Below are 23,763 nucleotides of genomic sequence, written 5' to 3' on the forward strand. Positions count from 1 at the left end.
CGGGTATCCCATGTGCTTCCCTCCGCTGCTCCTGAATGCCTCGCCATGCCTCGACTCTCTCGTTCATTCGGGTCATGACTGCAGTAGGCGGCCCAATCCACGACTGATGTTGCCCTCAGCATCTACTCGCTACGTCTGCAGGCCACTTTTGTGACTGGTCTGTGATCCAACCAAACGGTGGATGGTGGCGTCTTTAACTGCGGCGGGCTCGCTGGGAGCCCTTGCATACGAGGGGAAATCACTATCATGCGCGTTCGTTCTCAGTTGGTTCGTCGGGTCGCTGCTGCCGCTGCGGGGGTCGGTCTTGCGGCCGGTGCGGTGGTGGGGATCGTTGGCGCTACGTCCGCGAGTGCCGAGGTGAAGCCGACTGCGGTTGCTGCTTCGACGGCTGCGGTCAAGAAGAGCGTGACGATCGACGCGACCGACTGGATCGTCCCGGCCGGTTCTCCGGTTCGGTACTTCGGCAAGACCACGGGGATCGCCAAGAACACCACCGTCCAGGTGCAGCGGCTCGACGGCAAGAAGTGGGTCAACTTCCCGGCGACCACCAAGGTCACCTCGAAGGGCACCTACTCGGTGTACGTGAAGAGCTCGCGCCTCGGCAAGAACTACTTCCGCGTCGCCGTCGCCGGCGTCGTCACCAAGCAGCAGTACCTGGAGATCACCAAGAAGTGATCTCAACCCACAACGTCGGCGTGGGGCCAGGTCTCGGTGAGGACCTTGGTCATCAGGGGATCCGGGGACGCCGTCAGGTACGGCGTCTCGTCGGGGTTGCGGATCGTGGCGGTGACCGGGGTCGAGAGCAGGCCCCAGGGTTGGATCGCGTTCGCCAGTAAACCCTCGAGGCGGAGGTCGGCGTACTCGGGTTCCCACCAGATGGCGAACGTGCGCTGGAGGTCGTCGGGACTGATCGCCAGCCACGCGCCGTACGTGAGGGTGTGGCCCTGGTCGAGCTGGATGGGCAGCAACACGCGGACGAACGGTCCCGCTCCCGGCACCTGCATCATCACGGACTCACGCGCGGCGCCGTGGCTCATCCAGGTGCCTGGTGTCTGCTCCTTCTCCGGCAGCTCCAACACCGGATCGGGCAGGGTGAACCGCAAGTTCGGGTTCCCGCCGTCGACGGTCCGCCCACAAGTACAAGTCTCTACAGCCATACCCCTACCTTCTCAGGTGCGGACCGCCACGCCATCACAAGTGCGGTTTCCGGACAGCGCCACGCTCACGCGGGCGCGTCTTGCTCAGTTGTGATGGCCCTGGCGTCCGCGTGTTCAGTTACGCACCATCGTCGCCCGCAGGCTCGAGGGCCAGGGTGAGGGGCTTCATGGTCGTCCGTTCTGGCGGGTGGGGTAGGGCGGGGTGGTGGGTGGTGGCGGTGGTGGTTAGGAGGGCTTCGCCGTGGGTGTGGGTGGGGAGGTGGGACTCGAAGGTGTGGGTGGTGGTGGCGGGGAGGGTGCCGGTGAGGTGGGCGGTGGTGGGGGTTAGGGCGGTGGAGTCGAGGGTGCCTTGGTTTTCGGCTAGGAGGGCCAGGACTCGGGCGAGGGAGTCGGCGGGGATTTCCAGGTCGAAGTGGTTGATGGGTTCTAGGACTGTGGTGCCGGCGGCCGCGATCGCTTCCAGGAGCAGGGGTGGGGTTAGGCGGCGGAAGTCGGCGGCTGTGGTGACGGGGCTGAAGTAGGCGGTGTGGGTGAGGTCTACGCGGATGTTGGGGATTTCCCAGCCGTAGAGGCCTTGGTGGAGGGTTTGGCGGACTGTTTCCTCGATGGCGGTGTGGAAGGCGCGAGGTAGGCCGCCTAGTTCCACGTCGAGGTGGTAGAGCAGGCCGCCGTCGTGCGGGGAGACGCGGAAGCCCAGGCCGGCGGCGTGGAGGTTGCCGGGGGCACCTATTTCGCGGAAGGCGGTGCCGGTGCCGTTGAGGCGTTCGAGGTAGATCGGGGTGGTCTGGCTGAACGTCACGTCGAGGCCGTACTCGGATACCAGGAGCGACGCGATGACCTCCTTCTGGACCTCGCCGTACAGGCGGACGGTGACGTGTTCGGCCTGGTGGACCTGGATGAGCGGGTCTTGTTCGGCGAGTTGGGTGAGGGCTTGGAAGAGTTTGCCGCGGTCGCGGGCGGTGACGACGGTCTCCAGCGTGGGGCGGGCGAAGAGCTGGCCGACGGCGGTGGACGGTACGCCGAGTTGGTCGCCGATGCGGATGTCCTTGAGGCCACGCAGTACGACGATCTGTCCGGCTTCGGCGGAGTTGACGGTACGACGGGTGCCCGCGTCGTACCGGTCGATCGCGGTGGGACGGGCCTGGTACGGCGGCCCGTCGGCGGGGTGCACGTCGACGTACGTGCGGGCGGTGAGGGTGCCGGCGATGATGCGGGCGGAGGCGAGCTTCTGGCCGGCGGATCCGCGTTCGACCTTGAACACCTTTGCCTGCAAGGGATCGTCAGCAGAAGACGATGCTCGGGGCAACCAGGAGCGGACGCCGGAGATGAGCTCCGGTACGCCGATGCCGGTCATCGTGGAGCCGAAGTACACCGGGTGAGCGAGGCCCGCGGCGACCTGTCGGCGAAGCTCGTCCTCGTAGTCGACGGGATGCAGGTCGTCGTCGAGATAACGCCGGAGGAAGACGTCGTTGCGCTCAGCAAGAAACTCCCCAAGTTCGAAGGACTCCGTGACCGTGGCTGCGCGCGTGCCTAGGTCATTCACCGCAGTGAGCGGCAGAGCATTCGGCGTGAGCAGGCGCTCGATGTCCGCCAGCAGCGACTCATACCGCGCCCCAACGCGATCGATCTTGTTCACGAACAGCAGCGTCGGGATCCGCAGCCGCGTCAGCGTGCGCATCAGCAGCCGGGTCTGCGCCTGGACGCCCTCGACCGCGGACAGCACCAGCACGGCACCATCCAGCACGGACAGCGCTCGCTCGACTTCCGCGATGAAGTCGGAGTGGCCTGGGGTGTCGATCAGGTTGACCGGGAGGTCGCCCAGGGTGAAGGAGACCACGGCGGAGCGGATGGTGATGCCCCGGCGGCGCTCCAGGTCCATGGAGTCGGTTTGGGTGGTGCCGTCGTCGACGCGGCCGACGTGGTCGATGATGCCGGCGGCGTGCAGGAGCCGCTCGGTCAGGCTGGTCTTACCGGCGTCGACATGCGCGACGATACCCATCGTCAAAGAGTTCAACGGTCCTCGCGAGTGCTTCGAAGTGAACTGTCCTGGTCAGGCAGATCACTGAGCACCGCATGCCGTTCTCCTTTGCCGATCGATGGGTCAAACGGAACCTAGCACCGCGCCAGCAGCCAAAGCGACCTAATTTCAGCGGCTGACGGAGGCCGGGAGGATGCGGGCGCCGGGGACCGGGGCTTCGGCCTGGCGGACCATGCGGCAGAGCCCGGACTCGGCGAGTTCGACGGCGAGGTCCACGGCGGAGCGGGAGTCGGCGGCGAGGAACAGGCAGGTCGGGCCGGAACCGGAGATCATCGCGGCCAGGGCGCCCTGGTCGAGGCCGAACTGGAGGGTGTCGCCGAGCTCGGGACGCAGCGAGAGCGCGGCCGCCTGGAGGTCGTTGCTGACGGCAATGGCGAGCGCCTCGGGGCGGCCGGAGAGCAGGGCCGACATCAGCTCGGGGCGGACCTGCGGCGGCTCGACCCGGCGGAGCGGGCGGAGGCGGTCGAGCTCCTGGTAGACGGCGGGGGTGGAGAGGCCACCGTCGGCGATCGCGAAGACCCAGTGGAAGACACCGCGCGACATCACTTCGGTGACCTGTTCGCCTCGGCCGCGGCCGAGCGCGGTGTGGCCGACCAGGCAGAACGGTACGTCGCTGCCGAGCTCAGCAGCGTGGGTCTGCAGCTCGGTCTGCGACAGCTGCAGGCCCCACAGGCGGTTGCAGGCGACCAGGGTCGCCGCGGCGTCGGTGGAGCCGCCGGCCATGCCGCCCGCGACCGGGATCGTCTTGCGGATCGTCAGTTCGACGCCTTCGTCGACGTCGTACTCCGCCTGCAGGAGGCGGGCCGCGCGGACCGCGAGGTTGGTGTCGTCGGTCGGTACCTCGGCCGCGAAGTCGCCGATGACCTCGACCGAGATCGCGGGATCGTCCTCCCGCAGTACGGCGGTGACGTCGTCGTACAGCGCCACGGCCTGGTAGACCGTGGCCACCGGGTGGAAGCCGTCCGGCATCGGCGGACCGACCGACAGACCCAGGTTGATCTTGGCCGGTGCCCGCACCGTGACCTCAGCAGAAGGTGGCACGCGGACAGGCTAGGGCATCAGGAAGCCGAGACGGAGCGACGAGCGCCGGCCAGAGCGGCGAAGTCGGCGATTCCGAGCATCTCGCCACGCAGCCCCGGGTCGATGCCTGTGACGCGGAACACCTCGTCGAGCTGGGCGCGGTCGGGCAGCCAGCGGGCCAGCGCCGAGCGGATGGTCTTGCGGCGCTGCGAGAACGCGCCCTCGATCACGGCGAACACCTCTTCGCGGGTCGCCGTGGTGGCCGGGGGCTCACGGCGGGCGAAGGCGACCAGACCGGAATCGACGTTCGGAGCCGGCCAGAACACGTTCCGCCCGACCGGACCGGCGCGCCGGACCTCGGCGTACCAGGCGGCCTTCGCGGACGGTACGCCGTACGTCCGCGAACCAGGACCGGCCGCGAGCCGGTCGGCGACCTCGGACTGCACCATCACCAAACCGTGCCGCAGCGACGGCGACACCTGCAGCAAGTGCAGCAGGACCGGTACGGCGACGTTGTACGGCAGGTTGGCCACACACGCCGTCGGTTCGCCGATCTGAGCCGGCGTCACCGTCATCGCATCCGCCTCGACCACAGTAAAGGCGGCGGCTTGCGAGGGCGCGTACGTCGCGATCGTCGACGGCAGCGCAGTCGCGAGCACCGGGTCGATCTCGACCGCGGTCACCCGGTGGCCCTCGGCAAGCAATGCCAGCGTCAGCGAGCCGAGCCCGGGCCCGACCTCCAGCACCGTCTCACCGTCAGCCGACAGATCCGCGGCCCGCACGATCCGGCGGACGGTGTTCGGGTCGATGACGAAGTTCTGGCCGCGCTGCTTGGTCGGGCGGACGCCGAGCGCGGCGGCCAGTGAACGCACTTCCGCCGGACCGAGGAGTCTCGGTCCGGCGGAAGTGGATGAATCAGACGAGGTCACCTCGTCAGTCTCGCAGAAGGATGTCAGGCCTTCTTGCCGCAGACCGGCCAGTCGGCGTAGCTGCCGCGGTTCGCGCGAACCTTCTCGGCGATCGCGATCTGCTGCGCCTTGCTCGCCTGGTGGGCGTTCTCGGCGTACGCCGTGCCACCGAAGGCGGCCCAGGTGCCGTGGCTGAACTGCAGGCCGCCGTAGTACCCGTTACCGGTGTTGGCCGCCCAGTTGCCGCCCGACTCACAGGCAGCGATCCGGTCCCAGGCGCCCGTGTTACCGCTCGCCGGCGGGTCGCCAGCCTCGGTCTCGGCCTCGGGCTTCGGCTTGGTGCCGACGGTGACCTTCTCGTCGGTGGCCTCGCTGACGACCTTGCTGGTCAGCACCTTGGTGGTGCTCAGCTTGCCGTCCAGGTACGTGTACAGGTACGTGACCGTCTTGGATCCGGTCTTGCCCGGCGCGGTGACCTTCTTGGTGCCCTCGGTCAGCGTGGCGGACTCGGTCTTGTCGGTGCCGAACGCGATCTTCTCGTTCTTGGTGACCTGCTTGAGGTCGACCTTGACGAAGCCGATCGTGTTGACGCCGGACTTCAGCACCGTCGCCGGCGCCGGGGTGATCTTGTCGTCCTTGTCCCAGGCGATCTTCGCGGCGGTCAGCGCCTCGCCGACGGTCGTGACCATCAGCTTCGAGGTGACGGCCTTGCCCTGGCGGACGATCGAGACGGTCTTGGGGGTCTTGACGACCAGGTCCAGCCCCTCGCGCCCGAGCGGCGCGCTACGGCTGGTGGAGAAGAAGGCCGAACTGTCGTACCGCAGGCCCAGGTCGGCGAGCGCCTCGGAGACGGTGTCGGCCGTCGTCCAGAAGGCCTTCTTGACGCCGTCGGCGTTCACGGTCAGCTGGCGGCCGTACTGCACCGCGATCTCCTGGCCGTCCTGCAGCTTCGAGTCCATCGCCGGGGCGACCACGTCGTGGGCACCGACCTGAACCTTCTCGGCCTTCAGGGCGTCGGAGACGGTGGAGCCGAAGGTGTGCACCTTCTGCACCTGGCCGTCGATCGAGAGGCTGACCGTCTTGCTCTTCGCGGCATAGGCCACGGAGCCACCGATGACGGCGAACGCAGCTGTCGCTCCGACAGCGGCGATGATGGACTTACGCACTAAAGCTCCCAGGTAGGGCTACCCGAGCACGAGGTGGGACAGCACAGGCATCGGTCACGTGCTCCGACGCCGAGGGGCGTACTGTCCGGCATCTTCCCCGATCCCGGCCAACATCACGGGACAGTAACGAAGAAGTAGCGCTAACGCCAATCCTCTGGTCGGCGAGTCCCCAGAAGGTGTAATGGAGCCACTACGCCGTGTGATTCCCCCACTGCCCTCGATGCACCACTTCGGCCGTCGTACGACGCCCTCTTTTCAGCGACGGCGACCGCTTGTCGGGGGCTCGGTACCCGACCGACATCAGCCCGATCAGGTCGAAGCCCGACGGCACCCCGAACTCGGCCAGCAGCGCGGGCACTTTTTCCGCGGGAGGCCCGAAAAAGCAGGCTCCCAAGCCTTCGTCGACCACTGTCTGCAGCATCAGCAGCGACGCCATCCCGGTGTCGACGTACCAGTACGGCGCCGTCCAGCGGCTCTCGTCGCGGTCGGTCCAGCCCTTGTCCGCTTCGGTGTACCGATCGAGGTACGCGGCCTTGTGCGCGAAGGCCAGAATCAGCAGCGGCGCCCGGCGCAGCCCTGTGATCCATTCCACATACTTCGGATCCGGGTCCGAGGCCGCGATCGCCCAGTACCGCTCGCGGTCCTCGCCCTCCAAAGTCAGGAACGCCCAGCCCTGCGAGAAACCGCCGGAAGGAGCCCGCAGGCCGTTCTCCAGGATCCGCTCGCGGATCTCGTCCGGCACCGGCCGGTCGGGGTCGTAGTTGCGCACCATCCGGCGCCGGCGGACGACCTCACTGAACTCCACTACCAGGTCCCCCCGAACGCCCGATCGGCGTTCTTGTTGAGCGCGTCGCACAGTTCGGCGACCGAGATGTTCAAGGTGCCGGCCATCTTCCGGACCGTGTGCGGGATCAGGTACGACGCGTTCGGCTGCCCGCGGTGCGGCGACGGCGTCAGGTACGGCGCGTCCGTCTCGACCAGCACCCGGTCGAGCGGCGTCACGGCGAGCGCGTTGCGCAGCGAGCTGGCGTTCTTGAACGTCACGACGCCGGCGAAACTCAGGAACGCACCTCGGTTGACGCACTCGCGCGCGAACTCGGTGTCACCCGAAAAACAGTGCATGACAAGGCGATCCGGCACACCTTCGCGGTCCAGGATCTTCAGGATGTCGTCGTGCGCGTCGCGGTCATGGATCATCAGCGTCTTGTCCAGACGCTTGGCCATATCGATGTGCGCGGCAAACGATTCGTGCTGCGCCGCGCGGCCGTCCTCGCCGGTCCGGAAATAGTCGAGACCGGTCTCACCGATCACCCGAACCTTCGGCGAACGCTGCGCGAGCTGCTCGATCTCGGCCAGCGCGCTGTCCAGCTCACCCGCGGCCTTCAGCTTCGGCGCCTCGTTCGGGTGCAGGGACACACCGGCGATCAGATTCGAGTACTGCGTCGCCGCCTCGACAGCCCACGCCGACCCCGGCAGGTCGCAACCGACCTGCACGATCCGCGTGACACCGACCGAAGCCGCGAGCTTGATCGCCTCGGCCGGGCTCAACCAGGCCCCGTCCTCGCCGTCGGCGATATCCAGATGACAGTGGGCGTCGACCACACTCATCGGCAACGGATCCGGCACCGCCGGCCTGGTCCGGTCCCGGGACCGGCCGTCCTCACCGATCGCCGCACGCTCCCGCGTCGGCCGTTCGACCTCCACACCATCTGCACCCATGCCGCCTAGATTACTTCGGCAGCCGACTTCACTTTCTCCAGCAGCGTGGCCCACATGCCGGTGGCATGGTCGGCTTCGTCCTGGCTCGCGTTGTTGTCCTGCGTGAGTGTCAGGTGCGTCGAACCGGTCAGCGTCCAGGTCAGCGTGTGGTAGTTCTCCGGTACGTCGTCCTGTCCGGTCAACGGACTGAAGTGCGTGAACCGCAGCACGCGGCCGGGGTCGACCTCGAGGATCTCGCCCTTGTCCTGGAACGGCTTGCCTTCCCACTCGCCGCTCCAGGTGATCGGGCTACCGACCGACCAGTCGGTCTCCACCTCCGCCCCGAACCACAGCGCCTTCAGCTGCTCCGGATCGGTCAGTACCGCCCAGACCTGCTCCGGAGTCGCCTCGATGTCGATCTCAGCTCGTGCCAGATATTCAGTCATGTCTCGACGGTACGACCGGATCGATCAGTCGCGCTTGTACAAACGCGCCAATTCTTCGTCGACCACCTCGGGGCCGAGTTTGGTGAAGATCGGCGTCGGCGGGGCGACCGGCGTACCGGGGACGATCGGCACCGAGCCCCAGCGGGGCTGGCCGGCGTAGTCGCCGGTGATGATCGGGTACGCCGGGCCGCCGTCCAGGTCGTCGACTTCGCGAACCTCCGGGCCTGGCGCGAAGACCCCAGTCCCGCCGAGCGTGGCATGGACCCGCTCGGCCGAGTGCGGCAGGAACGGCGCGAGGAGGCGGTTAGTGTCGGCTACGACCTGCGCCGCGACGTGCAGCACCGTGCCTCGACGCGCCAGGTCCGATTCCTTCCACGGCGCCTGCTGGGAGAGATACTGGTTCGCATCGGCGGCGTTGCCCATCGCCGCGCCCAGAGCCTGCTTCACGCGATGCTGCCGCAGCAGGTCGCCGACGACCTCGAAGGCTTGATTGCTCTTGGCAAGCAAGTCCTGGTCGGCAACCGTCAGCTCCCCTGCGGCGGGCAGGGCACCGAAGTTCCGGTTGATCATCGAGGCGGTCCGGTTCACCAGATTGCCCCACGTGCCGACCAGCTCGTCATTGGTACGGCGAACGAACTCGGACCAGGTGAAGTCGGTGTCCTGGGTCTCCGGCCCGGCGACCGACAGGAAATAGCGCAGCGGATCCGGCCCGTACCGCGCCAGCACGTCGCGGACGTAGATCACCACCGAACGCGACGACGAGAACTTCCGCCCCTCCTGCGTGAGGAACTCGCTGCTCACCACCTCGGTCGGCAGATTCAGTACGCCGTACTCCCCCGGCGTAGCGTTGTGAGCGAGCAGCTCGGCCGGCCAGATCTGGGCGTGGAAGGTGATGTTGTCCTTGCCCATGAAGTAGTACGACTCGGCCGACGGATCGCACCACCAGCGCCGCCATGCGTCCGGGTCGCCGGTCCGACGGGCCCACTCGATGCTGGCCGAGAGATACCCGATCACCGCGTCGAACCAGACGTACAAGCGCTTGCCGTCCCAGCCCGGCAGCGGCACTGGGATTCCCCAGTCGATGTCGCGAGTCATCGCCCGCGGCCGTACGTCGGTCAGCAGGTTGAGCGCGAACTTGAGCACGTTCGGCCGCCAGCCGCTGCGGGTCTGCAGCCAGCCGCCGAGCTGGTCGGCGAGCGCGGGTAGGTCGAGGAACAGATGCTCGGTCTCGACGAATACGGGCGTCTCGCCGTTGATCCGGCTGTGCGGATTGCGCAGGTCGATCGCATCCAGCTGATTGCCGCAGTTGTCGCACTGATCGCCCCGGGCGCCGTCGTACCCGCAGATCGGGCAAGTACCTTCGATGTACCGGTCCGGCAGCGTGCGTCCGGTGGACGGCGAGATCGCGCCCTGTGTCGTGCGTGGGACGAGATATCCGTTGCGGTGAACGACTTTGAACAGTTCCTGCGCAACGGCGTAGTGATTCCGGGTGGTGGTCCGGGTGAACAGGTCGTACGACAACCCGAGTCCTTGCAGGTCCTCGACGATCACCCGGTTGTACCGGTCGGCGAGCTCGCGGGGGCTCACGCCCTCCTGCTCAGCCTGCACCAGGATCGGCGTCCCGTGCTCGTCGGTCCCCGACACCATCAGTACGTCGTGACCGGCCATCCGCGAGTACCGGCTGAACACGTCGGAGGGTACGCCGAACCCCGAGACATGGCCGATGTGCCGGGGGCCGTTGGCATACGGCCAGGCAACAGCAGACAGAACGTTGGTCATGCGGCCGACTGTAGGGAACCGTCGGCCGCACGACCAGCGGATTACGGCCGGACGATCAGCTTGCCTTCGGCGTGACCGCCCTCGCTGATCTCCTGGGCCTTGCCCGCCTCGGCGAGGCCGAAGGTGCCGGCGATCCGGACCGAAAGCTTGCCTTCGGCAACGAGGGCGAGCTGCGCGTCGAGCGCCGCCCGGACCTCTTCCGGGGTGGCCGTACCCGCCGGGGAGACGTGAACACCAAGCTCGGCGGCGCCGAAGTCCGCGATGGTGACGATCCGCTCGGCGCCACCGATGAGCTCGATCGACTCCTTCAGACCGCCCTTACCGGCGGTGTCAAAGGCTGCGTCGACACCCTGCGGCGCCGCGGCTCGGACGCGGTCGACCAGACCATCGCCGTACTCGACCGGCGTCGCGCCGAGCGAGCGGACGAAGTCGTGGTTGCGCGGCGAGGCGGTGCCGATCACCGTCAGGCCGGCAGCGACGGCGAGCTGCGTGGCGACCGACCCGACCGCTCCGGCAGCGCCGTGAATCAGAATGGTCTCTCCTGACTTCACCCCGAGCAGATCGAGCACTCGCTGCGCGGTCTCACCGGCCACCGGCACGCCCACGGCCTGCTCCCAGCTGACCCCGGCGGGCTTCAGCGTCACGTTGCCGACGATCGCGTACTCGGCGTACGCGCCGCTGGCGGACCAACCGACGACCTCGTCGCCGACCGCGAAGCCCGCGCCCTCGCCCGCCTGATCGACCACACCGGCCACCTCGAGCCCGGGCGTCGCCGGGAAGGTCACGTCGAACATGCCCTGCATGTAGCCCCGGCGGATCTTGTAGTCCAGCGGGTTCACGCCGGCCGCATGGACCTTGATCCGGACCTGGCCGGCTTCCGCCTGCGGCTCCGGCACCTCGCGCACCGTCAGCACCTCGGGACCGCCGAACTCCTCGAACACCACCGCGTACATAGTTTCAGCCTCCATAGATTGCTTGATGCTTCAATAAAGCTGTCGCGGCTGGATTCCATTCCCGATCGGCCGAAGTTTCCGATTAGGGTTGGCGAGGTGTCCGTGACCGCCGCTGACGTCGACCTGTTCGAGGCCTCCCGGCCGCGCCTCGGCGCGATCGCCTACCGCCTGCTCGGCTCGGCCACCGAGGCGGAGGACGCCGTACAGGAGACTTTCCTGCGCTGGCAGGCCGCCGACCGGGACCGGATCGAGGTCCCGCAGGCCTGGCTGACGAAGGCGCTGACCAACCTTTGCCTCAACCAGCTCACTTCGGCCCGCGCCCGGCGCGAGACGTACGTCGGCCAGTGGCTGCCGGAGCCATTGCTCGCCGGAGACCCGATGCTCGGACCGCTGGAGACCGCGGAGCAGCGGGAATCGGTCTCGATCGCGGTGCTCACGCTGATGGAGCGGCTGACGCCCAACGAGCGGGCGGTCTACGTCCTGCGAGAGGCGTTCGGCTACTCGCACCGTGAGGTGGCCGAGATCCTCGACCTCTCCGAGGCTGCCTGCCAGCAGATCTTCCACCGAGCCAAGAAGCACGTGGCCGACGGCAAGGCCCGGACCGAGGTCGACGAGGCCACTGCCCGCCGGATCGTCGAGGAGTTCCTCGCCGCGGCGATGAGCGGCCGGACCGAGCCGCTGGTGAAACTGTTGACCGGGGACGCGATCGCCCTCGGCGACGGCGGCGGCAAGGTGCCGGCCCGGGCGAGCGCGTTCGTCGGGGCGAAGGCGGTGGCGACGTTCCTGCGCGGCCTGTTCAAACCGGCCGAGATCAAGCGCTCGTACGTCGGCGGCAGCCCCGACATGTACGCCGGCGTCGCGAACGGGGAACCGTCGATCGTGGTCGTCGTGGCCGGGCAAGTGGTCGGGATCATGCACCTCGAGGTGACGGCCGACGGCATCACCGCCGTCCACAGCGCGGTCAACCCGGACAAGCTCGAGCGTGCGACGGCGCACTGGAACGCGACCGATCACGGGGAGCCGCTGATCCGCGCTTGGTGATGTGACCTGCTTCACATCGCAGACCTGTCAGGAATCCGTGGGCCATCCGGTTCAGGAGGCACAACCACGCAGACAGGAGCACGGACATGAAGCACCGCATCGTTGTTCTCGGCGCCGGCTACACCGGAGCCTCCGCGGCGGGCCGGCTGGCCCGGAAGCTGCACGGCGACGACGTCCAGATCACCGTGGTCAACGCCGAGCCCGACTTCGTCGAGCGGGTCCGCATGCACGAGCTGGCCGCCGGCCGGGAGCTGAAGCCGCGCCCGCTCACCGAGGTCTTCAAGGGCACCGGCATCGAGCTGCGGCTCGCGAAGGTGACCGGGGTGGACGTCGACGCCAAGACCGTCACACTCGACAGCGCCGAGGAACTGGCCTACGACACGCTCGTCTACGCACTCGGCAGCCGCTGGAACGACCACGGCGTACCGGGTGCCGCCGAGTACGCCGAGCAGATCGCCAGCCGGCCCGGTGCCTTGAAGGTCCGGGATCGCCTAGCCGCGCTGCCGGCCGGCGGAACCGTCACGGTCGTCGGGGGCGGGCTGACCGGGATCGAGGGCGTCACCGAGATCGCCGAGGCGCACCCGGACCTCAACGTTTCCTTGGTCGCCGCCGGCGGTCTGGGCGACTGGGTCTCGCCGAAGGCGCAGGCACACCTGCGGAAGGTCTTCGCCGATCTCGGCATCACCGTGCACGAACACACCAAGGTCGCTCAGGTCGAGGCCGACGCGGTCGTCACCGCGGACGGTACGACGCTTCCGTCGGCGGTCACGATCTGGACGACCGGATTCGCCGTCCACCCGATCGCGGCGGCCACGACCCTCGAAACTCTCGCGAACGGCCAGATCGTTGTTGACGACATGATGGCCTCGGTCTCGCACCCGGACGTGTACGCCATCGGCGACGCCGCCCAGGCCAACGGCTCCACCGGACAGCCGCTCCGGATGTCGTGTGCGTCGGGAACCTTCACGGCGTACCAGGCGGCCGACGCGATCGTCGCGCGGCTGACCGGCAGGAAGCTGCCGCACACGATGATCCGCTACTTCCAGCAGTGCATCAGCCTCGGCCGCAACGAAGGACTCATCCAGTTCGTCACCGCGGACGACCGCACGAAGAAGTCCTCGCTGCACGGCCGGACCGCCGCTGTCTACAAGGAGATCATCTGCTGGGGCGCGTACGTCGCCGTCGCCAACCCGACGATGTGGATGCCGACCCGGCGTCGCCGCCTCGCCCAGCAGCCGGCCACGTCGGCGGGACGCGACCGGCTGCGGACGGTTGCTTAGACGCGCTCTTAGGCCTCTTCGAGGCGGGGGAACAGCGGGTCGCCCTTGGTCAGGACGGAGCCGGCCGGGAGCTGGCCCCAGGTCCCGGCGTCCTGGACCCGCTGGTCGGCCAGCGCTCCGAGCTTGGCTTCGGCGCCGAGCAGGTGCCACAGCTTCTCGGAGGTCTTCGGCATCGTCGGGTTGTGCAGTACGGCGACCGCCCGCAACACCTCGGCGGACGAGTACAGGATGGTGGCCAGGCGGTCCCGCTGGGACTCGTCCTTGGCCACCTTCCACGGCTCCTGCTCGGAGACGTAGCCGTTGACCGCACCGACCAGATCGTTGATCGTGGCCAGCGCGTCGTGGAACGCGAGGGTCTCGATCGCCTTCTCCGCGGTCGCGACGGTCTCGGCGAGCTTGTCGGCCAGCGCCTGCTCGGCCGGGCCGTGGTCAGTGGCCTCCGGAAGAGCGCCATCGAAGTACTTGCCGACCATCGCCGCGATCCGGCTGGCCAGGTTGCCCAGGCCGTTGGCGAGCTCGGAGGTGTAGACCGCGCTCAGGTGCTCCCAGGAGAACGAGCCGTCGGAACCGAACTGAATGGTCCGCAGGAAGTAGTACCGGAAGGCGTCCGAGCCGAAGTGGTCGGTGATCTCGTGCGGCGCGATCGCGGTCAGCTTCGACTTGCTCATCTTCTCGCCGCCGACCAGCAGCCAGCCGTGCGCGAAGACCTGCTTCGGCGTCGCGACCTCGGCGGCCATCAGCATCGCCGGCCAGATCACCGCGTGGAACCGGAGGATGTCCTTGCCGACCAGGTGCACGTCGACCGGCCACAGCTCCTCGAACCGCTTCGGGTCGGTGCCGTAGCCCGCGGCCGTCACGTAGTTCAGCAGCGCGTCGATCCAGACGTAGAGGACGTGGTCCTCGTCCCACGGGACCGGGATGCCCCAGTCGAAGGTGGACCGGGTGATCGACAGGTCCTGCAGGCCCTGCTTCACGAACGCGATCACCTCGTTGCGCGCACTCGCCGGCGCGACGAAGTCCGGCTGCGACTCGTACAGCTCGAGCAGCTTGTCGCCGTACGCCGAGAGCCGGAAGAAGTAGTTGGTCTCGGAGACCGTCTCCAGCTCGGTGCCGTGGATCATGCACCGCTGGGTCCCGTCCTCGTCCGTGCGGATGTCGGTCGGCAGCTTGAACTCCTCGCAGCCGACGCAGTACAGCCCCTCGTACTCACCCTTGTAGACGTCGCCCTTGTCGTAGAGCTTCTGCCAGAACTCGCGGACCCGCTCGGTGTGCCGCTGCTCGGTGGTCCGGATGAAGTCGTCGTACGCGATGTCGACGTCGACCCAGGCCGGCTTCCAGGACTCCTCGACCAGCTTGTCCGTCCACGCCTGCGGCGACATGCCCTGCGCCTCGGCGCTGCGCATCACCTTCTCGCCGTGCTCGTCGGTACCCGTCAGGTACCACTTCTGTTCGCCACGCTGCGCGTGCCAACGAGTCAGGACATCCCCGGCCACCGTCGTGTACGCGCTGCCGATGTGCGGCGGCGCCGTGACGTAGTAGATCGGGGTGGTGACGTAATAGGCCTTCTCGGACATGGCTCAAGGGTAGTGCCGCGAGCCAGTGCTATTTACCCGGGTCTCGGGCAGCCAGTACGGCGTCGTACACGGTCCGTTTCGGGACGTTGAACCGCTTGGCGACGTCGGAGATGGCCTGCTTGCGGGGTGTGCCCGCCTCCTCGTCGGCCGCGACCTCACGAGCAAGGTCCGCCGCGGTCATCACCTTGTCGGGGTCGGCGCCGGCGACGACGACCGTGATCTCGCCCCGTACGCCGTCCTTCGACCACGCGACCAGATCCGCGACCGGGCCGCGCTTGACCTCTTCATAGGTCTTCGTCAGCTCGCGGCAGACCGCCGTACGACGATCTGCGCCGAAGGCCTCGGCCATCGCCTCCAGCGACTGGGTGAGCCGATGCGGCGCCTCGAAGAACACCATGGTGCGAGGCTCGTCGGCCAGCTCGGTCAGCCGGCGCAACCGCTCCCCCGGCTTGCGCGGCAGGAAGCCCTCGAAGGTGAACCGGTCCACCGGCAGCCCGCTCAGCGCCAGCGCGGTCAGCACCGCCGACGGCCCCGGTACGGCGGTCACCTCGATCTCAGCCTCGATCGCCGCCGCGACCAGCCGGTAACCGGGGTCCGACACGCTCGGCATCCCGGCGTCGGTCACCACCACGACCGTCTGCCCGGCCACCAGCGCCTCGAGCAGCTCAGGCGCCCGCTCCCGCTCGTTGCCCTCGAAGTAGCTGACCACCCGCCCGCTCAGCGTGATCGCGAGATCGCTGGTCAGCCGCCGGAGCCGCCGCGTGTCCTCCGCGGCCACCACGTCCGCCGTACCGAGCACTCGCGCCAACCGCGGCGAAGCATCCGACACGTCCCCAATAGGAGTCCCCGCCAACACCAATCGCCCGGTCACAGGGGCAATCATCGCAGCCCGGGACGCCCGTGGGGCGACAGTGCTCCTGCGGGCTCCGTACGATGGCGGGCGTGACTGCCTTGATCGAGGACGGGACCGCGCGGCGGGGGGACACTGCCGAGGAGCGCGAGGCGCTGGGCAGGGATGTGCTCGGACGGCGGTTGCCGTCGTTGCCGGAGCGGCTGTATCCAGCGATGCCGAAGGACTTCGAGGGTGGCTGGATCGCGACGCTGGTGATCACCGCGCTGGCCGGGTTCCTGCGGTTCTGGAACCTGAGCAACCCGGTGAAGTTCGTCTTCGACGAGACGTACTACGCCAAGGACGCGTACAGCCTGCTCAAGTTCGGGTACGCGCGGCAGTTCATCGACCAGCCCGAGGGCGCCGCCGACAAGGCGATCCTGGCCGGGAACCTGGACGTCTTCAAGGACACCCCGAGCCTGACCGTGCACCCTGAGGTCGGCAAGTGGATGATCGCGGCCGGTGAGCAGCTGTTCGGGATGACGCCGTTCGGCTGGCGGTTCATGCCGGCACTCTTCGGCACGCTCACTGTTCTCTTGGTCATCCGGACCGTACGACGGATGACCCGCTCGACGCTGATCGGCGCGATCGCCGGGCTGCTGCTGGCCGTCGACGGACTGCACTTCGTGATGTCGCGGGTCGCGCTGCTCGACGTCTTCCTGGCGTTCTGGCTGGTCGCGGCGGTCTCCTGCCTGGTCTGCGACCGGGACTGGACCCGGCGGCGGCACGCGGACTCGCTCGCCAAGCGCGACGCCACCGACGACTTCGCACCCCGCAAGTTCGGCCGCTGGCTGCTGATCCGGCCGTGGCGGATCCTGGCCGGTGTCTGCTTCGGGCTCGCGCTCGGCACCAAGTGGTCGGCGGTCTGGGTGCTGGCCGCGTTCGGCATCCTGGTCTTCGCCTGGGACTTCGGGGCCCGGCGGGCGCTCGGATCCCGGTTCACGTTCGTGAAGTCGGTGCTGATCGACGGCGTACCGGCGTTCCTGAGCATCGTGCTGGTCGCGGTCATCACCTACACGGCGACCTGGACCGGCTGGCTGCTGCACGACAACGCCTACGACCACGACTACGCCTCGAAGAACCCGGCCACCGGCGTGATGAAGATCGTCCCCGACGACTTCCGGTCACTGCTGCACTACCACCAAGAGGTCTACGAGTTCCACACCGGCGACTACATCAAGAAGGCCACCCACCCGTACGCCTCGAACCCGGCCGGCTGGCCGATCATTGCCCGGCCGATCGGCTTCGACGCGGTCAACGACATCCAGCCCGGCACTCCCGGCTGCAACCCACCGGCCGGTACGAAATGCCTCTCGGTGATCTCTGCCCTCGGTACGCCGATCTTGTGGTGGGCCGGAGCACTGGCGCTGCTCGCGTCGGTCGTGCTGTGGATCGGCCAGCGGGACTGGCGGTTCGGCGTACCGGTGATCGGGTGGGTGACCTGCTGGGTGCCCTGGTTCGCCTACGACGACCGGCCGATCTTCTTCTTCTACGCCGTCACGATGATCCCGTTCACGGTGATGGCGGTCGCCCTTGTCCTCGGCAAGATCCTCGGGCCCGCGCGGACCGCCTCCGGGGCCGCCGCTCCGCGCCGCCTGATCGGCAGCGCGATCGTCGGCGCCTTCGTCGTACTCGTCGTGCTGAACTTCGCCTACATCTGGCCGATCCTCACCGACCAGGTGCTCCCGCACCCGGACTGGCTCAGCCGAATGTGGTTCAAGACCTGGATCTAGTGGCCTAGCTGGTGGCCGCCGTGGTTCTTGAAGCGCTTCTTGTGGCGTTTGGCGGCTGACTGGCCGCCGACGCCGCCGAAGAGGGCGAGACCCTTCACCACGACGGTCGGTGCGTCGGGGTGCGGGGTGTCGCTGCCGGCGGCGGCGAAGCCTCCGAAGATGCCGATGCCCTCGTTGCGAACGCTGACGCCCTCCGGCACAGTCACGTCGATCCCGCCGAAGACCGCGAACGCCCAGATGGTGACCTCGCGGCCCTCGAAGATGGCGTCGGTCATGTCGAGGTCCTGGCCGCCGAACACCGCGAAGGCGTTCGTACGCCGCTTCACCCGCCAGTTGCCCTTGCGCTCCACGCCGCCGAAGATCGCGACCATCGTGGTGAAGCTGTCGTCGGGATTGGCCGGTTCCTCGATCGGGACCGGGCTGTTCGAGACCGCCCGGGCCGGCACGCTCGTCGGGAGCAGCGGCTGGTGACCATCGGGAAGGAGCAGATCACTGGTGATCGGCTCCAGCTCGCCGAGTGTGCGGGCCTGCAGCGTCTGCTCGAGCCGCTCCGCATGCTCGTCCTGGGTGAGCCGGCCCGACATCAGCGCGTCCCGCAGGACGTCGACGACCTGGTCGCGGTCGATGTCGGACGCGCGCAGATGCGCGTGCGGGTTCGGACGGTCGGGCAGATTCTCCATGACACGGAACGATATATCGCCTACCGGCGCACGCGCAGCGCGCAAACGACCGCAACCAGGGTGATCGAAGCGAAGATCAGGGCTGCGCCGGGGTATCCACCGAGGCCGAGCCCGAGGCCACCGAGCCCCGCCCCGAGAAACGTCCCCAGACTCATCCCGGCGGCGTTCACACTGAGCGCCGATCCGCGCAGATCACCACTTCGCCGTACCAGCAGGGTCGTGACGCACGCCGCGACCGTCGCGTGGCTGGCGCCCATCAGCGCGGTCAGCAGCAACGTCAGCGGAAGCGTCGGCGAGAAGTAGAACGCCGAGACGCTGAGGACGGCGACGCCGAGCCCCAGAAGCAGCATCCGCTCCGGCCCGATCCACGGACGGTCGAGCGAGAGGTAGCGACCGGACAGCAGGTTGCCGAGGAAGAACGAGGCGCCGCTCAGCGACCAGACCAGCGCGAACCAGCCGGGCGCCAGGTCGAACTTGTCGTCGTAGAAGGCCGCGAGGTAGGCGAGGTACCCCATGAAGGCCGCGGTCCGCAGCATCGCGACGACCAGCAGCGGTACGGCGCCCCGGATCCGGCCAAGCTCGCGGTACGTCGCGAGGTAGCTCATCCGCGGTGCGCCATCGGCACGCAGTGGCGCCTTCCGCCCGCGACCGCGCCAGAAGAACGCCGCCGACAGACCCAGCGAGATCACGGCGGCGGCGATCAGGTTGCCCCGCCAGCCCCACCACATCCCCGGTACGGCGAGCACCGGCGCAGCGAGCATCGCCATCGCCGAAGTGGTCGCGGAGACCAGCGTCGCCGCCCGCCCCGCCGCGGCCGGCGACCGGAACCGGTCGGCCGCCGCCGCGCCGATCGACGGCGCCAGGATCGACGTCGACGCACCGATCAGCAGGCAGAACGCGGCCAGCGCAAACACGTTGCCAATAGCACCTAATAGCGCGGAGACGCCGAGCAATGCCAGCCCACCGGCTGCGACCAGCTCACGGGCGAACCGGTCGATCAGCGGCGCGAGCGCGAACCCGACGATCAAAGCAGCCAGACCACCGAGCCCCCGCAGCCCGCCGATCTCCGCCACCTTGCCGTCGGCCGCCGCCGCGATCGGCACCAGGTACATGCCGAACACGGTGAACGGGATCAGGCTCACCGTCGAGGCGAGCAGGAACGGCCACAACCGCCGTGCCATCCGCCAATCGCTCGGCACTTCGTCAACATGCAGGGAGGTCGTAGGGGTGCTCATAGCTCTGTCCTGTAACGGTAGAGGGACGTGGGGCGGGCGGAGAACTGCGAGAAGGGGAAGGGTTCGGCAGAAAGAGCGGTAACGCCGGAACCGAGGAAAGCGCGAGCGACGGCGCTTCCGGTCTGAGCGTAGATCGCGAGCGGCTTCGATTGCTCGCGGCAACGAGTGAGCAGAGTGTCGAACGACCCGTTGGACAGCGTCATCCCGGTGGCGACCACGGCGTCGGCCGCGTCGACGACTTCGAGCATGTCGCGGGTGACTCTTAGCCCGGAGGCGGTCTCGCGCAGGTTGAAATCGCAGGGTAGACATACGCCGCCGCGATCCGTGATCGCGTCGACGAGTGGGTTCACCACGCCGATCAAGGCGACTTTGGTGCCCTCGGCAACATCGAGCAAGCCGGCGACGGCGGCATCACGAGCACGGGCCCGGACATCCGGCGTACCGGCTGGAAGGATGATCTCCTCGGCCTGCGCTGCCAGGTGGTGCGGTTCGACCGCGGCCAGATAAGCGTCGAGTGCGGCGATGCGCACCGGCAACGGATCGTCGGACCGCAGTACGTCGGCCAGCGTGCGACCGGACGTGTCCGCGCAGTACTCCGGTTCGAGCTCGCCCGCCTCGAACGAGCACGCGCCGAAGACCTCACCAACTCGCAGGAGCACGTAGTAGTTGCGATAGGTGACGTCAACACCGGGCAGCCGGGTGGTGTTGTGCAACCAGAACGCGCTCGTCACGGACAGCGTCGCGGGATCAGGTCCGTGGGCGCCGTCCAGCACGGATTGGGTGAGTTCGGAAACGGTCATGGCAGGCGGGCCAATCTCTCGGGGTCATAGGTGAGGGCCGACAGTTCGGGACGACCGGCAGGCTGGAAGCAGTACAGAAGGGATCGACGATCGGTGGCGGTGCGGTTGGGAGCCGACCGGTGCACCATCAGGCCGGGGAACGCGAGAACCGAACCGGCCGGAGCCTCGACAGTCACCGCGCGCGTGGCGTCGACCGCCGTCGGGTCAACGAGGAGGCCGGTCGGATCGTGCGGGTCGCGACGTGCCGGGCCTTCGGCCGGGCTTCCGGGGATGAGCGTCAGGGCGCCGTTCGCGATGGTGTTGTCGTCGAGCATGACGATCGCGGTGGCGATGTCGTAGGCGGCATCACCGGCACAGCAGTACCAGTACGGAAAGTCCTGGTGCCAGGCGAACGCCGAGCCGGCCCCGGCCCGCTTGAAGTTGAGTTTCGCGACGAACGGGCCAACCGTTGCCCCGATCAACGAACTCATCGGCTCGACCAGTCGCGGCTCGCCCCACAGTTCGTCCAGCGCCGGGTGCAGCTGCGACACCGGCGACAGACTGCGGACCGCCTTCCCGACCGCGTCCGGCTCCCAGTGGATCGTCGTACCGCGCACCGCCTCCAGCCGGTGTCCGTCCGGCCACACGGTCACGTCGGTTTCACCCGCCTCGGCTGCGGCGACGACCTCGGCGTGAACCTGCTCGGCCACGCCCCGAAGGCGCTCGACCTCAGCGGCCGTGAACAACGATTGCAGTAGGACATACCCCGTCACCTGTCCGACATTAATGCGACGGGGTCGCGGATGGAAGCTCCTCGCGGAGGGTCGCGGCCGGTTCCCGGCGATCCCAGGACATTGCCGACCACGGCACGGCCAGCTCGTCCAGCGAGTCGATCTCGCGGGGCCGCATCGATGCCATCGGCAACGCCTCGGCATGACGGGAAAAAGCGGACTCGACGTACCGGGTGCCCGTGTCGGCGGCGAGGAAGACGTGCGTCCGGCCGCTGTCGCAGGTGTGTTCCCACAGCGCGGTCAGGTACGCCGCGCCGGCCGACAGCCCGGCGAAGACGCCGGAGGTCCGCAGCAGGTCGACCGCCGCCGACATCGCATAGTCGAACGACACCCAGTGCAGCCGGTCGTAGAGCTCGTGCCGCACATTGCGGAACTCGATCGAGCTGCCGATTCCGGCGATGATCATCTCCGGGTCCCGGGTGTGCCCGGCGCCGAAGGTGATACTCCCGAACGGCTGGACGCCGACCAGGTTCACGTCCCGGCCGCGGTTGCGCAGATACTCCGCGATCGCGCCGGTCGACGCGCCCGTGCCGACGCCGCCGACCAGGCAGAGCGGCCCGTCCGGCACCAGCTCCGCGACCAGGTCGGCCACAGCGCCGTACCCGAGGTAGTGGATGTCGTCGTGGTACTGCTGCATCCAGTGGTACGTCGGGTTGTCGCGCAGGATCTCGCCGATCCGGCGGACGCGGAGGTTCTGGTCCAGGTGCAGGTTGTTCGACGACGGGACCTGTTCGACAGTCGCGCCGAGGATCTCCAGCTGGATCTTGAGCGTCCGGTCGACCGTGGTCGAGCCGACAATGTGACAGCGCATCCCGTACCGATGGCAAGCCAGAGCGAGCGCGTGCGCGTAGATGCCGCTCGAGCTGTCGATCAGCGTGTCGCCGGGCCGGACGACGCCGGTCTCCAGCAGATGCCGGACAGCGCCGAGCGCGGAGTACACCTTCATGGTCTCGAACCGCAGGCAGATCAGGTCGTCCCCGACCCTGATCGGGTCCGGGTCCTTGATCGCCTCCGCCAGGTGGTCGTGCAGTCGCGCAGACTTCATCGCCGCGGTTCGCTCCTTGTGTCGGCAGTGGGCAACGCGGGCGGAGGTTCGGTCCGACCGAGGCGGGCCGCGCTCACCAGCCGCCGGGTCAGTTCATGCTGTGGATCGGTCATCACCGTCGCCGGCGGACCTTGTTCGACGATCCGGCCGTCGTCGATCACCAGCACGTGATCGGTGACCGCCGCGACCAGCCCGAGATCGTGGCCGATCCAGACCAGCGCCGTACCGCGGGTCGTCAGCTCGGCGAGCAGGTCGACGACGAGCGCCGTACCGTCGTCGTCGAGTGCGGTGGCGATCTCGTCGCAGATCAGTACGTCGGGCTCGGCCAGGACCGCTCGCGCCAGGGCCGCGCGTTGTAGTTCGCCGCCGGAAAGGCGGCTGGGTGGGCGGGCTGCGGTCATCGCGGAGACGCCCAGGCGAGCCAGGGTGGCGACCGCTTCGACTTGGGCGCGATCCGGCGCGAGTCCCCGGAGGCGTTGGGCTGTTCGAGCAACTTGCTGGTCGACCGGGCGGCGCTCGTCGAACGAGCCGCGGACTTCCTGCCAGACGTATTGGACGCGGCGGTTCTGCTCGCGGGTGCGCTTGCGGAGGACCGGGAGTGGTTCGTCGTCGAGCAGGAGCTGGCCGGTACTGCGTTCGTGCAGGCCGGCCAGGCAGCGGGCGAGTGTCGTCTTGCCACTGCCGGAGCGGCCGACGACGCCGATGCTGCGGCCTGTGTCGACGGTGAGATCGATCCCGTGCAGGACCGGGATCCGGCCTCGTGGCCGGATCGACGCGGAGAGGTTCATTGCCTGGAGCAACGGTTTGCTGGGGGCGGTGGTTCCCGCGGGATGCGGTTCCCAGCTTTGCGGGAGGACATCGGTGCTGCCGGCGGCGACCACGCGGCCTGCGTTGAGTACGACGACGTGTGTGGCGAGCTCGCGGACCAGGCCCAGGTCGTGGCTGAGCAACAGAATCCCGAGGCCTTGTTCGGCGAGCTCTCGTAGTTCGCCGGCGAGTTGGAGCCGGGTGATCGAGTCGAGGCCGGTGCTCGGTTCGTCGAGGACGAGCACCTTCGGCCGGCAGGTCAACGCCTGCGCCAAGGCGACTCGCTGCCGCTGTCCGCCGGAGAACTGATGCGGGAATCGTCTGAGTGTCTCCCGATCTCCGGGGAGCTGAGCTCCGCGGAGTGCGTCTTGCACGACCGTTTGACCGGGATGGTGCAGGCGTTCCAGCTCGCGCAGAGTGGCGCCCACGCGGCGGGCCGGGTTGAGCGCGCTGCCGGGATGCTGCGGCATGTACGCGACCACGCGCCCCCGGAGGCGTCCGGCTGCAGTCGTGACTCCATTGCTGTCGACAACGGTCTCGCCATCGACAACCACGCCGCCCGTCAGGTGGACGCCGTTCCCACTCTCCCCCAGCAAAGCGAGCGCCGAGGTGGTCTTGCCGGACCCAGATGCGCCCACCAGCGCGGTCACCCCGCCGGCGAACACGTCGAAGCTCACACCATCCACCAACACCGCGGACCCGGCACGAGCCCCCAACCCCCGAACGCGAGCGACAGGAGCCGCG

General features: G+C 68.3%; 22 protein-coding genes. 4 read left to right on the forward strand and 18 right to left on the reverse strand.

The features are described 5' to 3' along the window. Window positions 1-246: 246 nt before the first annotated feature. The gene (locus tag ABZS29_RS03270) at window positions 247-675 is read left to right on the forward strand and encodes a hypothetical protein (protein ID WP_355458079.1); all 429 of its coding nucleotides are present in this window, start codon (window positions 247-249) and stop codon (window positions 673-675) included. Window positions 676-677: 2 nt separating this feature from the next. On the opposite strand, the gene ABZS29_RS03275 is transcribed toward ABZS29_RS03270, so the two are convergent. The 10 genes from ABZS29_RS03275 to ABZS29_RS03320 form a co-directional block, all read right to left on the reverse strand. Beyond that, window positions 678-1,157 (reverse strand): DUF2199 domain-containing protein, encoded by a 480-nt coding sequence (locus ABZS29_RS03275; RefSeq protein WP_355458081.1) that lies wholly within the window; start codon window positions 1,155-1,157, stop codon window positions 678-680. Between the two features lie 118 nt (window positions 1,158-1,275). Beyond that, complete coding sequence (locus ABZS29_RS03280) at window positions 1,276-3,156, reverse strand: translation factor GTPase family protein (protein WP_355458083.1); 1,881 nt, start codon at window positions 3,154-3,156, stop codon at window positions 1,276-1,278. Window positions 3,157-3,303: 147 nt separating this feature from the next. Beyond that, window positions 3,304-4,236, reverse strand: a complete 933-nt coding sequence (locus ABZS29_RS03285) for a 4-(cytidine 5'-diphospho)-2-C-methyl-D-erythritol kinase (RefSeq protein WP_355458084.1) — start codon at window positions 4,234-4,236, stop codon at window positions 3,304-3,306. Between the two features lie 17 nt (window positions 4,237-4,253). Continuing rightward, window positions 4,254-5,087 carry a 16S rRNA (adenine(1518)-N(6)/adenine(1519)-N(6))-dimethyltransferase RsmA gene (rsmA, locus tag ABZS29_RS03290; RefSeq protein WP_355458086.1) on the reverse strand — a complete coding sequence of 278 codons (834 nt, stop codon included), beginning with the start codon at window positions 5,085-5,087 and terminating at the stop codon, window positions 4,254-4,256. A gap of 80 nt (window positions 5,088-5,167) precedes the next feature. After that, a complete protein-coding gene (locus ABZS29_RS03295; RefSeq protein WP_355458088.1) occupies window positions 5,168-6,289 on the reverse strand; it encodes a transglycosylase family protein in 1,122 nt (373 codons plus the stop codon). A 190-nt stretch (window positions 6,290-6,479) separates the two neighbouring features. Beyond that, window positions 6,480-7,094 (reverse strand): nitroreductase family protein, encoded by a 615-nt coding sequence (locus tag ABZS29_RS03300; RefSeq protein ID WP_355458089.1) that lies wholly within the window; start codon window positions 7,092-7,094, stop codon window positions 6,480-6,482. After that, complete coding sequence (locus ABZS29_RS03305) at window positions 7,094-8,008, reverse strand: TatD family hydrolase (RefSeq protein WP_355458090.1); 915 nt, start codon at window positions 8,006-8,008, stop codon at window positions 7,094-7,096. The genes ABZS29_RS03300 and ABZS29_RS03305 overlap by 1 nt, the downstream gene beginning before the upstream one ends. Window positions 8,009-8,013: 5 nt before the next feature. Then, window positions 8,014-8,433, reverse strand: a complete 420-nt coding sequence (locus tag ABZS29_RS03310; protein ID WP_355458091.1) for an SRPBCC domain-containing protein — start codon at window positions 8,431-8,433, stop codon at window positions 8,014-8,016. Window positions 8,434-8,457: 24 nt separating this feature from the next. After that, window positions 8,458-10,212: a methionine--tRNA ligase gene (metG, locus tag ABZS29_RS03315; RefSeq protein ID WP_355458092.1), complete on the reverse strand. Its 1,755-nt coding sequence runs from the start codon at window positions 10,210-10,212 to the stop codon at window positions 8,458-8,460. Between the two features lie 41 nt (window positions 10,213-10,253). Continuing rightward, window positions 10,254-11,165, reverse strand: coding sequence for an NADP-dependent oxidoreductase (locus tag ABZS29_RS03320; RefSeq protein ID WP_355460814.1), 912 nt, complete (start codon window positions 11,163-11,165; stop codon window positions 10,254-10,256). 96 nt (window positions 11,166-11,261) lie between these two features. Here ABZS29_RS03320 and ABZS29_RS03325 point away from each other — a divergent pair, with 96 nt between their 5' ends. Both ABZS29_RS03325 and ABZS29_RS03330 read left to right on the forward strand, forming a co-directional pair. After that, entirely contained in the window at window positions 11,262-12,206 is a 945-nt protein-coding gene (locus tag ABZS29_RS03325; protein WP_355458094.1) for an RNA polymerase sigma-70 factor, read from the forward strand. A gap of 86 nt (window positions 12,207-12,292) precedes the next feature. Then, complete coding sequence (locus ABZS29_RS03330; RefSeq protein ID WP_355458096.1) at window positions 12,293-13,486, forward strand: FAD-dependent oxidoreductase; 1,194 nt, start codon at window positions 12,293-12,295, stop codon at window positions 13,484-13,486. Between the two features lie 8 nt (window positions 13,487-13,494). Here ABZS29_RS03330 and metG (ABZS29_RS03335) read toward each other — a convergent pair whose 3' ends face one another. Beyond that, the gene (gene metG, locus ABZS29_RS03335; protein ID WP_355458097.1) at window positions 13,495-15,060 is read right to left on the reverse strand and encodes a methionine--tRNA ligase; all 1,566 of its coding nucleotides are present in this window, start codon (window positions 15,058-15,060) and stop codon (window positions 13,495-13,497) included. Between the two features lie 28 nt (window positions 15,061-15,088). After that, the gene (rsmI, locus tag ABZS29_RS03340; protein ID WP_355458099.1) at window positions 15,089-15,943 is read right to left on the reverse strand and encodes a 16S rRNA (cytidine(1402)-2'-O)-methyltransferase; all 855 of its coding nucleotides are present in this window, start codon (window positions 15,941-15,943) and stop codon (window positions 15,089-15,091) included. A 50-nt stretch (window positions 15,944-15,993) separates the two neighbouring features. On the opposite strand from rsmI, the gene ABZS29_RS03345 reads away from it, so the two are divergent. After that, window positions 15,994-17,682, forward strand: coding sequence for a phospholipid carrier-dependent glycosyltransferase (locus ABZS29_RS03345; RefSeq protein ID WP_355458101.1), 1,689 nt, complete (start codon window positions 15,994-15,996; stop codon window positions 17,680-17,682). On the opposite strand, the gene ABZS29_RS03350 is transcribed toward ABZS29_RS03345, so the two are convergent. Genes ABZS29_RS03350 through ABZS29_RS03375 form a run of 6 tightly spaced genes read right to left on the reverse strand, consistent with a single transcriptional unit; the run spans window position 17,679 to window position 23,696 of the window. Continuing rightward, entirely contained in the window at window positions 17,679-18,362 is a 684-nt protein-coding gene (locus ABZS29_RS03350; RefSeq protein ID WP_355458103.1) for a DUF1707 domain-containing protein, read from the reverse strand. The two genes, ABZS29_RS03345 and ABZS29_RS03350, sit on opposite strands and share 4 nt — an antisense overlap. A 20-nt stretch (window positions 18,363-18,382) precedes the next feature. After that, window positions 18,383-19,597: an MFS transporter gene (locus ABZS29_RS03355; protein WP_355458105.1), complete on the reverse strand. Its 1,215-nt coding sequence runs from the start codon at window positions 19,595-19,597 to the stop codon at window positions 18,383-18,385. Beyond that, the gene (locus ABZS29_RS03360; protein WP_355458107.1) at window positions 19,594-20,397 is read right to left on the reverse strand and encodes a DUF364 domain-containing protein; all 804 of its coding nucleotides are present in this window, start codon (window positions 20,395-20,397) and stop codon (window positions 19,594-19,596) included. Before ABZS29_RS03360 ends, ABZS29_RS03355 begins: the two co-directional genes overlap by 4 nt. Then, entirely contained in the window at window positions 20,394-21,149 is a 756-nt protein-coding gene (locus tag ABZS29_RS03365; RefSeq protein ID WP_355458109.1) for a phytanoyl-CoA dioxygenase family protein, read from the reverse strand. The genes ABZS29_RS03360 and ABZS29_RS03365 overlap by 4 nt, the downstream gene beginning before the upstream one ends. A 10-nt stretch (window positions 21,150-21,159) precedes the next feature. Next, window positions 21,160-22,212 (reverse strand): pyridoxal-phosphate dependent enzyme, encoded by a 1,053-nt coding sequence (locus ABZS29_RS03370; RefSeq protein ID WP_355458110.1) that lies wholly within the window; start codon window positions 22,210-22,212, stop codon window positions 21,160-21,162. Then, window positions 22,209-23,696: an ATP-binding cassette domain-containing protein gene (locus ABZS29_RS03375; RefSeq protein WP_355458112.1), complete on the reverse strand. Its 1,488-nt coding sequence runs from the start codon at window positions 23,694-23,696 to the stop codon at window positions 22,209-22,211. Before ABZS29_RS03375 ends, ABZS29_RS03370 begins: the two co-directional genes overlap by 4 nt. Window positions 23,697-23,763: the final 67 nt, after the last annotated feature.

It is taken from the genome of Kribbella sp. NPDC005582 (assembly GCF_040605415.1).
Classification (GTDB): domain Bacteria; phylum Actinomycetota; class Actinomycetes; order Propionibacteriales; family Kribbellaceae; genus Kribbella.